Origin of the sequence: Streptomyces sp. NPDC088730 (assembly GCF_044751215.1) — a bacterium.
In the GTDB taxonomy this organism is placed as follows: Bacteria; Actinomycetota; Actinomycetes; order Streptomycetales; family Streptomycetaceae; genus Streptomyces.
In genome coordinates, this window is sequence record NZ_JBIVLK010000009.1 from 40,920 (window position 1) to 54,755 (window position 13,836).

The following is a 13,836-nucleotide window of genomic DNA, read 5'->3' on the forward strand; positions in this document are numbered from 1 at the left end:
GTCCGGGTCAGAGTTTGGAGAGCTCGTCGACCAGATCGTCCAGACCCAGCGGCCCCTGCGAAAGGGCGGCCATGTGCCAGGACTTGAGGTCGAAGGCGTCCCCGTGCGCCGCGCGGGCGTTCTCCCGGCCGAGCAGCCAGGCGCGTTCACCGAGCTTGTAGCCGATGGCCTGCCCCGGCATCGAGAGGTAGCGGGTCAGCTCGCTCTCCACGAAGTCGGCGGGCCGGCCGCTGTGGTTGCCGAAGAACTCCTGGGCCAGCTCGGGCGTCCACCGCTCGCCGGGGTGGAACGGGGAGTCGGCCGGGATCTCCAGCTCCAGGTGCATGCCGATGTCCACGATCACCCGGCAGGCGCGCATCATCTGAGCGTCCAGGTATCCCAGGCGGCGCTCCGCGTCGGGCAGGAAGCCCAGTTCGTCCATCAGCCGCTCCGCGTACAGCGCCCAGCCCTCGGCGTTGGCGCTGACGATGCCGATCGACGCCTGGTAGCGCGAGAGGCTCTCCGCGACGTGCGCCCACTGGGCGAGCTGGAGGTGATGACCGGGAACGCCCTCGTGGTACCAGGTGGAGACGAGGTCGTACACCGGGAACCGGGTCTCGCCCATGGTCGGCAGCCAGGTGCGGCCTGGGCGGGAGAAGTCCTCGGACGGGCCCGTGTAGTACGGCGCGGCGGCGCCGCCGGGCGGGGCGATCCGGGACTCCACCTTGCGGACCCGCTCGGCCAGCTCGAAGTGCGTGCCGTCCAGGGCCTCGATCGCCTCGTCCATCAGCCCCTGCAGCCAGGCCTGTACCTCGTCGACGCCCTCGATGTGCCTGCCGTGGACGTCGAGATGGGCCAGCGCCTCCCAGGGGCCCGCGCCGGGCAGCACCTTCTCGGCCTCGGTCCGCATCTCCGCGAGCAGCCGGTGGTACTCGGACCAGCCGTACGCGTACGCCTCGTCGAGATCGAGGTCGGTACCGTTGAAGTAGCGCGACCAGCGGGCGTACCGCTCGCGGCCCACCGCCTCCGGCGCGCCCTCGACGGCGGGGGCGTACACCTCGCGCATCCACTGCCGCAGCTCTTCCAGAGCCTGCGTGGCCTGCCGGGCACCGTCGTCGAGACCGTCGCGCAGCGCTGCCGGACCGGCGGCGGCGAAGTCCTCGAAGAACCCCGTGGCGCCGTCCCCGATCCACTCGTCGAGCTGGCCGATGAAGGTGGCCGTGGCGCGCGGACTGCCGTACAGCTTGCGCTCCAGACCGAGCGCGAGGGACTCGCGGTAGCCGGCCAGCGCGGCCGGAACGGCGCGGAGCCGCTCGACGACCGCCGCCCAGTCCTCGTCCGACTCGGTGGGTGTCACCGTGAACACCTCACGGACCGAGTGCGCGGGGGAGTGCAGGTTGGAGACGGCGCGCAGCGCCTCATCGGCGTCGTGCACGGCGAGTTCGGCCGTCAGCCGCTCACGGAGGAGACGGCCGCAGCGCCGTTCGGCGTCATCGGCGGCGCCGGGCAGCTGCTCAGCGCGGTCGAGCCGGGCGAGTGTGGCGCGGGCCAGTCCGGCCAGTTCCTCCTGGCCGGCGGGGGAGAAGTCGGGAAGGCGGCGCGAGCTTTCCGCGACACCCAGAAAGGTGCCGGAAATCGGGTCGAGCCGGATGAACGCGTCGACGTAGGCGTCGGCGACCTGGCGGGGCAGCGCGCTGCTAGGAGTGTCTGACATGTGGACATCCTCGTACGGGGAGGGGCTCCCCGTCACCATCAACCGGGCTCCGGGGCCTGACCCGTACCCGGCCCGGCCGTGGTGGCGGCGGACGGCAGCAGCGGTCCGCACTCCCATTGCTGGAAGATCAACCGGGTCTCCACCCGGGCCACCTCGCGGCGCGAGGTGAATTCGTCCAGCACCAGTCGTTGCAGGTCAGCGGTATCAGTGACGGCCACATGGACCAGATAGTCGTCCGGACCGGTCAGGTGGAACAGGGCCCGGGACTCGGGCAGCGTCCTGATCCGCTCGACGAACGGGCCGATGAGTTCCCGGCGGTGCGGCCGCACCTGTACGGACAGCAGCGCCTCCAGGCCGCGCCCCATTTTGGCCGGGTCCAGCCGTAGCTGGTGACCGAGGATGACACCTGTGCGGCGCATCCGGGCGACCCGGTCCAGGCACGTCGAGGGGGCGACCCCGACTTCGGCCGCGAGATCGCGGTAGGTGGTCCGGGCATCGTTCTGCAGCAGGCGCAGAATGTGCAGATCCACCGTGTCCAGGGCGATGGAATCGGTCATCTGCCGAACGTAGCACGGCCTTTGGCCCGGATTCCCCGGCAGCTGTTCAGAGTGGTGACATGGACACCGAAGCCTCGATGGCGCCCTCGACGACAACCCGGTCCAGGGCGCTGGCCACCGAAGCCGTACACGCCGGACGCGACGATCTCGCGGCTCTCGGCCTGCACGCACCGCCGATCGACCTGTCCACCACCTACCCCTCGTACGACTCCAGGGCCGAGGCGGAGCGGATCGACTCCTTCGCCGCCACCGGCACCCGGCTGGACGGGCCGCCGGTCTACGCCCGGCTGGACAACCCGACCACCGCCCGGTTCGAGACGGCGCTGGCCCGGCTCGAAGGGGCCGCGAGCGCCGTGGCGTTCGCCAGCGGGATGGCGGCGCTCACCGCGGTCCTGCTGGCCCGCGCGAGCATCGGACTGCGCCACGTGGTGGCCGTCCGCCCGCTGTACGGCTGCAGTGACCATCTGCTCGGCGCCGGGCTGCTCGGCACCGAGGTGACCTGGACCGATCCGGCGGGCATCGCCGACGCGATCCGCCCCGACACGGGCCTGGTGATGGTCGAGACACCGGCCAACCCGACGCTCAAGGAAGTGGACGTCCGGGCGGTCGCGCACTCCTGCGGCTCCGTGCCGCTGCTCGTCGACAACACCTTCGCGACCCCGGTGCTCCAGCGGCCCGTCGAGCACGGGGCACAGATCGTGCTGCACAGTGCGACGAAGTACCTGGGAGGACACGGGGACGTGATGGGCGGAGTCGTCGCCTGTGACGAGGCGTTCGCCGCCCGGCTGCGCCAGGTGCGCTTCGCCACCGGCGGGGTGCTGCATCCGATGGCCGGATACCTGCTGCTGCGCGGTCTCTCCACGCTGCCGGTCCGGGTGCGGGCCGCCTCCGCGAGCGCCGCGGAACTCTCCCGCAGGCTGGCCGCCGACCCGCGGATCGCCCGCGTCCACTACCCGGAACTGGGTGGCGCGATGGTGTCCTTCGAGGTCTTCGGAGACCCGCACCGGGTCATCTCCGCGGTACGGCTCATCACGCCCGCCGTCAGTCTCGGCAGCGTGGACAGTCTGATCCAGCACCCCGCCTCGATCAGCCACCGCATTGTGGATGAAGGAGACCGGCGGGCCGCGGGGGTGGGCGAGCGGCTGCTGCGCATGTCGGTCGGTCTGGAGGACGTCGAGGACCTCTGGGCCGATCTCTGTCAGGCGCTGAGCAGCGAGGAGCCCGTGGTGCGCCAGGGATTCAGTGGCGTGCCCGCAGGTGCGGGGGCAGCGGCAGGGACCGCTCCGGCGCCGCGCTCAGCCGGGCGGTGATCACCAGCGTGCCTTCCTCGATCTGGTAGTCGAGCGGCAGCGAGAGTGCGCGCATGGCGGCGACCATGCCGGTGTTGGACGCCTGGGTGACGGCATAGACGCTCTCGCAGCCGGCCTCGGCGGCGAGCGCGACCAGTCGGCCGAGCAGCTCGGAGCCGATGCCCCGGCGCTGCCAGTCGTCCTCGACCAGGAGGGCGACCTCGGTCTCGTCCCCGTCCCAGAGCAGGTGGCCGAGGGCGACCAGTCGGCCAGAGGCCGTCTGTACGGCGAGGGTGCGGCCGAAGCGCGGGCTCAGCAGGTGGTCGAGGTAGCGGTCGGCGTCGCGGACCGGGCCGTGGTAGCGCAGCCGCAGCGTCTGCTCCGAGCAGCGGTCGTGCATGGCGCGGGCCGCTTCGAGATCGGCGTGGTCCGCCCGGCGCACGGTGATCTCGTTGCCCTCGGGGAGGGTGAGCACGTGCTCGCTGCGCGGGACCCGGTGGCCGAGCCGGGCGTCCAGCTCGACCAGGGCGCGGGCCCTGGCGAACTCGGTGGGGGTGAACGGGAGATAGGGGCGCTCCACCGTGATGACGCCGCCCGACGGGTCGCGCAGTCGCATCACCGTCTCTTCCAGCACCCCTTCGACGGGCGCGGTCTCACCGGTGGCGCGTCCGGTGACCGGGACGGCGGGCAGCGAGTGGATGGTGCACCGGCCCAGCAGCTGTCGCAGGGCGAGGGGGAGCTCGGCGGCGTCCAGCGCGGTGCGGGTGGCGAGGCCGAGCATCCGGGTCGGAGCGTCCACCAGGTCATGCGCGTCGGCGCGCTCGATCCAGGTGGAACTGCCGCCGGCGGCGGAGATCGCCCGGGTCAGCCGCGAAGCCGGCAGCGCGGCGGGGGCGCGCAGCAGGAACTCGTCGACCGTGCCCTTCGCCAGCGGGTGCGTCTGCAGGGTCAGGATGTCGATCCGGTGCTGGGCCAGCACGATGCAGAGGGCCGCCAGGCTGCCGGGTGCGTCCCTGACCGTGGTGCGCATACGCCACAGCGCCGTCTCGGTGGACTCGGTGCCCGATGCCGGTGCCGATTCCGGGCCCGGGTTCAGGTGGACGGCGGCCACGGACGGCCGCTGGGCGGCGGCCTCGGGCCCTGCCCCGCCGTCGGTATCCGGCGGCGGCGCGTGGCTGTGCCGCCGCGCCCACCAGGTGTGGAACGCGGCGGTCGCGGTCAGCGCCAGGGCCGAGGCGATGAGCAGATAGGGCCCGTCCGGCTGGTGCCCGATCAAGTTGGCGATCGCGTCGGCCACGGCGACCGCGGTGAACAGGGCGGCGAGTTCGATCAGATCCCGACGCCAGTGGTGGGCGCGGCGGGCGCTCCTGGCAGATGTCGCATCAGTCATGCCTTCACTGTGACGGAGCGGTGTTGCCTGATCACGAACGCCTTGTGACCGATGGGTTAAGTGTGGATCTAGTGCCCTTTCGTCGGTTTTTCGTCGGTTGGCCGGGGCGTTCGAGTCACGCCCCGGCCGGTGCTCCGGCTGCCTCCGGCCGGGCCCAGGCGATCTGCAGCCGCGCTGCCTGCCGCACCAGTTGCGTCGAGCCGCCGCGGGCGGCTGTGGAGGCAAGGCCGGCTATCGGGCCGGTCTCCTGCGGACCGCAGCGCTCCGCGCACTCCGCGGCCACGCCCAGCAGATCGCTCAGCCCCCGGGGCGCCCGCTCGCGGCAGAGCAGCGCGGACAGTACCGGCACCAGCACCGCGAGCACGGTCCGGTACGCGCCGGTATCCGCCGCGGCCGCCGCCGAGCTCGCCAGCCGTCCGGGCTTCACCAGCTCCCGGTCGATGAGTACGGTCAGCTCCCCGCCCAGGAGCTCCGCGTCGAGCTGCCCCCGGGCGGCGAGGACCAGCAGGGCATCGACGGCCGACAGCCGGTCCTCCGGATAGCGGGCTCCGAGCGCGTACCCCAGCGCGAGGTGGATGGCGCTGCCCGCGGGTGCTCCGGTCTCGACGAGGCCCGGCAGGGGTGACGCGCCGCCGCGGTGGTCCTCGGCGGATGACGCGATGAAGGGCAGCAGCCAGGCCGCCAGCGTCTCACTGTCCTCGGGCAGCACCGCCGTCCACTGCGGGGAGCCACTGCCCCAGTGGTAGCAGGTCTGCGATCCCGGGGAGTGCGGGCGTCCGAGCCAGTGGAAGGCGCGGGGGAACTCCTGCTGGATGACCAGGCGCTCCTTGGTGGCCAGCAGGATGCGCCGGGCTCCGGCCGCGGACTGCCGCAACCAGCCCCCGGACGGGGGCGCTTCCGCCTCCACATGGTGGCGGAGAACCGGCGCCACCGGTTCGTCGGCCCGGATCCAGGCGGCCAGCCGGTCACCCTCCGGGGTGCCGAGCCCGGCGGCCCGGCCGGCGGCCTCGTCACCACCCGTGCGCCGGACGCGCAGCAGGGCCTGCGCGAAGTCCGCGGGGGCCGGCTCGATCCCCAGTTCCCGGTACCGGTGGAGCCTGTCGACCAGCTCCACCGGATCCAGGGAGCCGGTGTGCCAGGTCGGGGTGGCCAGCAGGAAGGGCAGCGCTCCGGCCCGGATCGCGGCAGCGGCCTCCCACAGCCGCGCGTACGTCACCCCGTTGAGCGCGGCGTGGAAGCAGGTGCCCGCACCCGCCGACCGGGCCCGGCTCTCGGCAAAGGCCCGCTCCGGGACCTGTCCGAGCAGCGACGCCACGACCACGTGCGGACCGTCCTGATTCCTGATGAACCGCCAGTCGATCTGGCTCTGTTCACCCGAAGCCGCCCACCACATCCCGGCGACCGCCGGGCGCAGGGCCTCGGCCAGGGCGGTCCGGTTCGTGTGGGCACACCGGATCAGCCCGTCCAGGGCCCGCTCGAACTCGGGCACATTCCGTGACCCGGACCGCACCAGGGCCACCACCTCCTCGACGAGCTCGGCGGTGTTCTCCGTGGCCGGCGCGAGGCGTTGGGGGACGGGAGCCGGTGGCAGGATCTCCTCGTGGACGTCAGTATCCAGCCCGTCGTCGAGCAGATCACCGAAGAGGGCGACGGCCGCCGGGCGGTGTGCCGGACCCAACTGTGCTGCCATCTCCGCCAGGTCCTGACGGACGGCGGGCGGGGTCGAGGACAGATGGCGTGCGGTGAGCTTGAGCGCCCGTTCCTGGATCCCGGTGTCCGGGTGGCCGAAGGCCTCGCCCACCACGGGCAGCAGCTGTCCGGCAGCCGACGGGTCGCGGCGCAGGACCTTTCCCAGCAGCACCAGCTGGGCTCGGACCAGCTTCTTCTCCGTGCGGAAGAGCACCGGACCGGAGGCGTCGGCCAGCTGGGCGACGGACAGCAGGCCGTGACCGTCCAGCCGGGCGAGCACCTCCTGCGCGTGTCCGGCCACCGGCGAGGGACCGTCCGCGGCCATGGCGATCCAGTCGGCGGCCCGGTCCGCCTCCTCCTGCGAGGTGGGTTCCAGACCGCGCAGCAGCAGTAGACAGAAGCGCAGGTCGGAGCTCTTCCCGCCACGCAGCAGGCGGGTCGTGGAGCGCTCTAGGAGGAGGGTCCGGTCAAGGAGGCCCTCCGTGGTGAGGGTGGTCAGTGCGGCCGCCCAGCTGTCCTCCGGGTCCGGGTATCCGGCCCAGGTCACGGGAGCGGGCAGCTCCGGCATGTCCAGGAGATGTGGCGCGAGGACGCCGAGGTACGGTTCGGCGCGCAGGATGCCGGTCAGCGGCGGGTGCGGCCGCTGCCGCCACCGTGCGGAGTTGATCCGCTCGGCCCAGCCGCGGACGATGCCGTCGGAGGCGGGAAGCGGGCAGTCCGCCATCCGCACCAGTTCGACGACGAACCGGTACTCCGCCTCGGAATCGACGGAACGGGCGGCCAGCCGGCGGGCGAGATCGGCGAGCCAGACCGGATCGCGGCCGGCCAGCGCCTTCAGCACCCACGGATAGGGCGAATGCTCCCACTCGCGCAGTTCCCGGGCGCCGATCCAGGCCGCACAGCCCGCCGCCCCGGTGTGACAGCCGGCGCCCGCGACGAGCACGGCCTTCAGCGTTCTGGTGCGCTCGCGCCAGTCCCAGTCGCGGGCCTCCTTGCGTACTGCTTTCAACTCGGCCAGGACCAGCCTGCGTTCGGCCCGGTCCAGCGGGGCCACCAGGGCGGGCACGTCGCGATGGCGGCCTTCGCGCACGGCTGCGAGCAACTCCTTCATCGCGCACCCGCTGCCACGGTCGTGCCCCGGCGGGTCATCCGGACCGCGAGCGCGTGTTTGCACGGACCACGCCGGCCCCGGTAGTCCGCCCACCACTGGCAGGTGCAGCTCAGCGTGCCGCCGCTCCCGCGGACCTGGTAGCGGTGGTCTCCTGAGGCCACGGACGCCAGATCGCCGTCCAGGACGACCGCGCCCGACTCCGCCAGCTGACGCGCGGCCACCAGGCGCGGGTTGTGCCGCTCGGCCCGGTCCGCGTCGTACGGCAGCTCGCGGTGGAAGTAGGCCGCGTCCGCGAGGTCGTAGCCCACGCGGCCCGCCGTTCCCAGCCGGACGAGCGCAGCCCGCACGCGTTCCACCGGCAGGCCCGACTGCTCGGCCAGGTCGGCGGGGTCGATCCGGGGCTCCCAGGCCAGCAGCACGGAGACCAGCTCGGCGTCCGACGCGGCGTCGTCGGTGGCGAGCGCCTCCAGTACGCCGCCCTCACCGGAGAAACCGCGAGAGGCATCGGGCGAAAGCGTCAGCGTGAGCCGCATGCCGGGGAGCACCACCTCCCAGGCACTCGCGGTCGCCGCGCCTTCCGCCGCCGGGCCGTACACCCGCAGCGCCGTCGCGTGCCGGAGGACCCGCTGAAGCGTGACCAGCCGCTCCGGACCAGGCAGGCAGACGGCCCCCGCCACGGGCCGCGTCGTCGGCCGCAGGGTCTTCCCGGCGGGAATCACCCACTGGGCGCCCCGCGAAGCGCTGCCCGGCGAACGGGGCAGCGACCGCAGGAACCGGACGGCCTCCGCCGCCGGGAGCTCGGCCCGCAGATCGAAGGCCGCGGAGGCTACTTGTGCCTCGGCGAAACCCCGCAGCCACCGGTCCGGCAGCGGAACCTTCTTCTCCACCACACGGCCCTCCAGCGTGGTGACCGCCATCTCCTGCGGTCCCACCCGCAGATGGAGCGGATCGTCGCCCGCTATCCGTGAAAGCGCCTCGCGCAGCGGATTGTTCACATCCACATTGGTCGTGCCGTGTCCCGTCTCCGTCCCGTCCAGGCCGTCCCGCAGCACGTCCAGGCGGGCGTACACCCCGCAGCAGCCGGAGAACGACTCAAACCGCAGCCGGTCGCCGTTTCCCGTCACCACCGGATCCAGCGAGGACACCAGCGTCCGCTGGTAGTAGCGCGCGGACGCCACGTCCGCCACCGCGAGCAGCCCGCGGGCCGCGATCCGGGGCGAGGTGAGGAAACCCTCGAAGAACCGGGGATGAGGCTCGGCGCCGCGCGGCGTGAGACCGCCAGCCGTCTCCAGGCCGAGCAACTGCCCGGCCTGCGAGGACTTGAGAACGGACGGTCGTGAGTAGGCCAGCGCCTGTACGGATCGGGTCATGAGGAAAACGGTAGGACCCACCACTGACAACGGGCCCGGAGCGAGGTCGCGGGCCCCGTTCCGCAGCTGCCGGCCGGCCGAACGAGCGCGTGCTGGAAGGCCCTTCCGGATTTCCCTCAGCTCAGAACCCGCTGAGCCTCCGCCAGCAGCCGTACACCCCGCGCGATGTCCACCGGTGCCAGCTGCGCGTATCCCAGCACCAGGCTCACGGAACGGTCCGCGGGACGCACGGTTCCGCAGTCACTCATCAGCCGCAGCGCGATTCCGGCCTCGGCGGCGCGGGCGGCGAAACCGGCCTCGGGACCATAGCGTTCGGGCAGCCGGGCGATGATGTGGAGCCCGGCGGCGATACCGCTGACCTCGGCGCCGGGGAAGTGCTCGGCCAGCGCGGCGGTGAGGGTGTCGCGGCGCGCCCGGTAGGCACGCTGGCAGCGCCGCAGCTGACGGTCATAGCCGCCCCTGGTGATGAAATCGGCGAGAACCGCCTGGTCGACGGCAGGATTACCGAGGTCCATCGTGCGTTTGCGGTCGACGATCTCGTCCGTCAGCGACGCCGGCGCCAGCAGCCACCCCAGCCGCAGACCGGGAGCCAGCGATTTGCTCACCGACCCGGTGTACACGACGTGTTCCGGATCCAGCCCCTGCAGCGCTCCGACCGGCGCCCGGTCGTAACGGAAGTCACCGTCGTAGTCGTCCTCCATGATCACCCCGTCGACATCCCTCGCCCAGTCCAGGAGCCGACTCCGGCGGGCGGCGGAGTACGCGATTCCGGTGGGGAACTGGTGGGCCGGGGTGGTCATCACGGCACGTACCCCGGAGCGCGTCAGCGGCTCCGTGGCCAGCCCTTCGTCATCGAGCGGCAGCCGGGCCGTGGCAAGGCCCGTCGAAGCGAACAGCGTGGCGTGTTCGGGGCTTCCGGGATCCTCGACACCGACGGTGCGCACCCCGCGTTCGCGCAGTACGAACCCGAGCAGCGTCGTCGCCTGCGCCACGCCCGAACAGACCAGCAGGCGCTCCGGATCGGCCACCACCCCGCGACGCCTCGACAGCAGGGCGGCCAGCGCGACCCGCAGCTCGGGCAGCCCGCGTGGATCGGGATAGCCAAGGGCGGTGTGCGGCAGCCTGCCGAGCACCGAACGGTGAGCGGCGGCCCAGGCACTGCGCGGAAAGAGCGAGAGGTCCGGCGTACCGGGCCGGAAGTCGACGAGGGTACCGGGGCCGCGCGGCGCGAGGTCCCGGGCCCGGTCCGCGGCGGCCCGCGCCGATCCGCTCACCCAGGTACCCGCCCCGCGCCCGCTGTGCAGATAGCTCTCGGCGGTCAGCTGCTCGTACGCCTCGGTGACCAGACCCCGTGAGACGCCGAGGTCGGCCGCGAGCTCACGACTGGACGGAAGCCGGGTCCCCGGCGTCAGACGGCCCGAGCGGACGGCGTCGCGCAACGCCGACTGAAGGGCGCGACCGCGGCCGCGGGCCGGGGCGGACGCCGCCGGAAGCAGCAGCTCCCAGGCGGCGGAGACCGGTTCCCGGTCGTCGCCGCCCCCGGTGCCGTGGCTGTCCGGTACTGGATTGGTCCCCGAAGACGTCATGGAAGTGGACCTTAAACCGGACCGCCGCGCTCCCTAGCGTTGTCACCATGAATTCGACATCTCTGCGCGGCGCCCTGCTCGCCGCCTTCGCCTGCACCCTCGTGGGTGCCTCCTTCACCGCCAACAGCGTCCTCGGCGACTACCCGTACGCCGGCGGCCAGGCCCTGCGCTACGGACTGGCGGGCCTGCTGCTCCTGCCTCTCCTGCGACGGGGCGGGGCGCCCCCGCCCACGGCCACGCTGCGCACGCTCAGCGGCCGCCAGTGGGCGCGGCTCGGCCTGCTCTCGGCGGTCGGAATGGTCGGCTTCAACCTGGCCGTCCTGACCGCGGAGCGGAGCGCGGAACCTGCTGTTCCGGGCGTCTTCGTCGGGTGCGCACCGATCGTCGTGGCGGTGCTCGTGCCGCTGCTGGACGGGCGGCGGCCGACGCGGCCCGTGATCTACGCGGCGGGGCTGGTCGCCGCGGGAGCCTTCACCGTCCAGGGCTGGGGCCGTACCGACCTGGCCGGCATCCTCTGCTCCGTCGGCGCGCTGGCCGGCGAGGTGGGCTTCGCGGTCATCGCCGTACCCGTCCTGCGCCCGCTCGGCCCGCGGCTGCTGTCCGCCACGGTCTGTGTGATCGCCGCGGTGGAGTCGGTGATACTGGGCCTGCTGCTGGACGGCGGAGACTTCCTGCCGATGCCCACGGGCGGTGAGGCGCTGGCGCTTGTCTGGCAGGCCGCCGTTGTCACGGTCATCGGGTTCGTCTGCTGGTACATGGGCCTGGCGCGCATCGGTGCCGAGCGCGCCACGCTCTTCTGCGGGCTGGTCCCGGTCTCCGCCGCGCTCACCGCTCCCCTGGTCGGCACCGGCTCCTACGGGGTCGCGCAGGCCGCCGGCAGCTGCCTGGTCGGGCTGGGCGTGGCGTTCGGTTCTGGCGTCCTGGGCCGGCGCGGGGCCGTGCCCGTGCCGGACTCAGCGGCTGGTGTCCAGAACGACCCGCGCCACAAGAGCGGGGTCGTCGCTCATCGGGACATGGCCGCAGCCGGGCAGCCGGACCAGCCGGGCACCGGGAACGGTGTGCTTGGCCCGGATCCCCTGGCGGCGCAGGAGCAGCCGGTCGCCGCTGCCCCACGCGATGGTCACCGGCAGCCCCGGCACGTCGTCGGTGAACACGACCCCGCGGCCGGCGGCCAGCGTCTGGTGGAAGCCGGCAGCCTCGCGCAGGGCGACCGTCTCCCGGACCGCAGCCTCAGGTGATCGGCGGCCGGGCCGGGCGTAGATGCTGCTGGTCAGCACCGCCCGGCCGGCCGGTGTGCGGGAGAGCCGCTCTATGAGCGGCAGTGGTAGGGAACCGGCGGCCAGCCGCATGGCGCGCAACGTGCCGAACGCGTAGCGCCGCTCGCGCTCGGTCCAGAACCCGGCGGGCGAGAGCGCCGTCACAGAGCGCACCCGCTTGTTGCGCCCCAACTCCAACGCCAGCAGCCCGCCGAGCGAGTTGCCCGCGACATGGGGGCGGTCCAGGTTCAGCGTCTCGCAGAAGGCGTCCAGCACGGACGCCACGGTCGTCACGTCGTACTGGAGGCCGTCGGGCAGTGCGGGCGAGGCACCGAAGCCCGGCAGGTCGACGGCGATGACGTCCCGTTCCACGGCGAGGACGGGGATCACCGGGTCCCAGGCCTGGCGATGGTGGCCGATGCCGTGGAGAAGCAGCAGCGGTTCCCCGGCACCTGTCCGCTCGTATGCGACGGACACGGCCCGGGGCCCGCCGGGTGAGCCGACGGTGAACGAGACCGTGGTTGCCATGGAGATGCTCCCAGATGTTCCGGCACGGGGCGGCCGCGCCTGTCGACGACTTAGACAAGTCGTCAACAACAATTACCGTCAGGTAGCTTCGAGTTCAAGAGGTCCTCGCGATTCGAACTGGACACCGTGCGGCCCGTCGGCTGGGATGGGGCGGTGACAACCGACATCGTGACCGACGTCTTTGAAGAGCACAGACCCGTGCTCACCGGGGTCGCCTACCGCATGCTCGGCCGGATCGCCGACGCGGAGGACGTGGTCCAGGAGGCGTGGCTCCGCTGGTCGGCCGTGGTGCGCGAGGATGTCCGCGAGCCACGCGCCTTCCTGGTCAGGACCGTCACGCGGCTGGCCATCGACCGCTTGCGTCAGCTCCGGTCGCGGCGCGAGGCGTACGTGGGGCCCTGGCTGCCCGAACCCCTCGTCACCGACTTCGGCCCCGCGGTGCCCGATACGGCTGAGCGGGCCGTGCTCGCCGACTCCGTCTCCGTCGCGGTGCTCGTCGTCCTCGAATCGCTGTCCCCGCTGGAGCGCGCCGTCTTCGTCCTGCGCGAGGCCTTCGGCTTTCCGTACGGCGAGATCGCCGCGACGCTCGACCGGACGGAGGCCGCCGTCCGCCAGCTCGCCGGACGGGCCCGACGCCATGTGGAGGAGCGCAAACCGCGCTACGACGTCGATCCCGTCCAGCGCCGTGACCTGACGGAGCGTTTTCTCGCGGCGGCCGCGGGCGGTGACATCGATGCGCTGCTCGCGCTCCTCGCGCCGGACGTCCGGCTCGTCGGTGACAGCGGCGGGAAGTCGAAGGCGCCGCTGCGGATCCTGGAGAGCGCGGACAAGGTCAGCCGCTTCCTCGTCGCCATCGCACAGGAACCGATCCCGGACCTGGAGATCCGGAGCCTGGAGTTGAACGGCGGGCCCGCGCTGCTGGTCCTCATCGACGGCAAGCCCGATTCCGCCATGCAGGTGGATGTACGGGACGGACTCATCCAGTGCGTGTATATCGTTCGAAACCCCGACAAGCTCACGTCGTTCGGTGGCGCGTAGCCGACGGGATCCACTGCTTGCCGTAATCGTCCGAGTCCTGTCCATCCCGTCCGATATCCGCGCATAGTATTTCGGCTCTCTCTGTGTGAAGCCGCCGCCCGGTCGCCCCCGCATGCCGCCGCCTGCCGCCCGTGCGCAGAACGGCCCCGAAGCCCCACGGACCTGCTCGGACGTGGGGCTTTGTGCTGCGTACGGCGCACCGGTCCGCGAACGCCCTGTGAACGCTCTGCGACAGCGCCTCGTTTCACAGGGTTACCGGCTAAGGATTGGTCTTGACCAAGGGGGTGTGCCGTCCTATGGTCGCAACGTTAAGACAGGAACCTTTAATA

9 protein-coding genes and 1 pseudogene are annotated in these 13,836 nt (G+C 72.4%); 3 read left to right on the top strand and 7 right to left on the bottom strand.

Annotated features, from left to right (window positions below; translation table 11 throughout):
• Positions 1-7 precede the first annotated feature (7 nt).
• Positions 8-1,693: a DUF885 domain-containing protein gene (locus tag ACIP89_RS25315; RefSeq protein WP_401930459.1), complete on the bottom strand. Its 1,686-nt coding sequence runs from the start codon at positions 1,691-1,693 to the stop codon at positions 8-10.
• Between the two features lie 38 nt (positions 1,694-1,731).
• Positions 1,732-2,250, bottom strand: coding sequence for an Lrp/AsnC family transcriptional regulator (locus ACIP89_RS25320; protein WP_401928636.1), 519 nt, complete (start codon positions 2,248-2,250; stop codon positions 1,732-1,734).
• A gap of 59 nt (positions 2,251-2,309) precedes the next feature.
• Between ACIP89_RS25320 and ACIP89_RS25325 the strand changes: the two genes are divergently transcribed.
• On the top strand, positions 2,310-3,560 hold the full coding sequence (locus ACIP89_RS25325; protein WP_402116878.1) for a trans-sulfuration enzyme family protein: 1,251 nt from the start codon (positions 2,310-2,312) through the stop codon (positions 3,558-3,560).
• Here ACIP89_RS25325 and ACIP89_RS25330 read toward each other — a convergent pair.
• The 4 genes from ACIP89_RS25330 to ACIP89_RS25345 all read right to left on the bottom strand — a co-directional run bounded on the left by ACIP89_RS25330 (position 3,490) and on the right by ACIP89_RS25345 (position 10,685).
• Positions 3,490-4,929, bottom strand: coding sequence for a GNAT family N-acetyltransferase (locus tag ACIP89_RS25330; protein WP_402116880.1), 1,440 nt, complete (start codon positions 4,927-4,929; stop codon positions 3,490-3,492). The genes ACIP89_RS25325 and ACIP89_RS25330 overlap by 71 nt on opposite strands.
• Positions 4,930-5,044: 115 nt before the next feature.
• On the bottom strand, positions 5,045-7,729 hold the full coding sequence (locus ACIP89_RS25335; RefSeq protein WP_402116881.1) for a DUF6493 family protein: 2,685 nt from the start codon (positions 7,727-7,729) through the stop codon (positions 5,045-5,047).
• Positions 7,726-9,099 carry an SWIM zinc finger family protein gene (locus ACIP89_RS25340; protein ID WP_401928641.1) on the bottom strand — a complete coding sequence of 458 codons (1,374 nt, stop codon included), beginning with the start codon at positions 9,097-9,099 and terminating at the stop codon, positions 7,726-7,728. The genes ACIP89_RS25335 and ACIP89_RS25340 overlap by 4 nt, the downstream gene beginning before the upstream one ends.
• Before the next feature lie 116 nt (positions 9,100-9,215).
• Positions 9,216-10,685: a PLP-dependent aminotransferase family protein gene (locus ACIP89_RS25345; RefSeq protein ID WP_402116883.1), complete on the bottom strand. Its 1,470-nt coding sequence runs from the start codon at positions 10,683-10,685 to the stop codon at positions 9,216-9,218.
• A gap of 47 nt (positions 10,686-10,732) precedes the next feature.
• Between ACIP89_RS25345 and ACIP89_RS25350 the strand changes: the two are divergent.
• Positions 10,733-11,581: pseudogene (locus ACIP89_RS25350) on the top strand (DMT family transporter); the annotation flags it as partial.
• 57 nt (positions 11,582-11,638) lie between these two features.
• Here ACIP89_RS25350 and ACIP89_RS25355 read toward each other — a convergent pair.
• Positions 11,639-12,469 (bottom strand): alpha/beta fold hydrolase, encoded by an 831-nt coding sequence (locus ACIP89_RS25355; RefSeq protein WP_402116884.1) that lies wholly within the window; start codon positions 12,467-12,469, stop codon positions 11,639-11,641.
• Between the two features lie 153 nt (positions 12,470-12,622).
• Between ACIP89_RS25355 and ACIP89_RS25360 the strand changes: the two genes are divergently transcribed.
• The gene (locus ACIP89_RS25360) at positions 12,623-13,507 is read left to right on the top strand and encodes an RNA polymerase sigma-70 factor (RefSeq protein ID WP_402116886.1); all 885 of its coding nucleotides are present in this window, start codon (positions 12,623-12,625) and stop codon (positions 13,505-13,507) included.
• Positions 13,508-13,836: the final 329 nt, after the last annotated feature.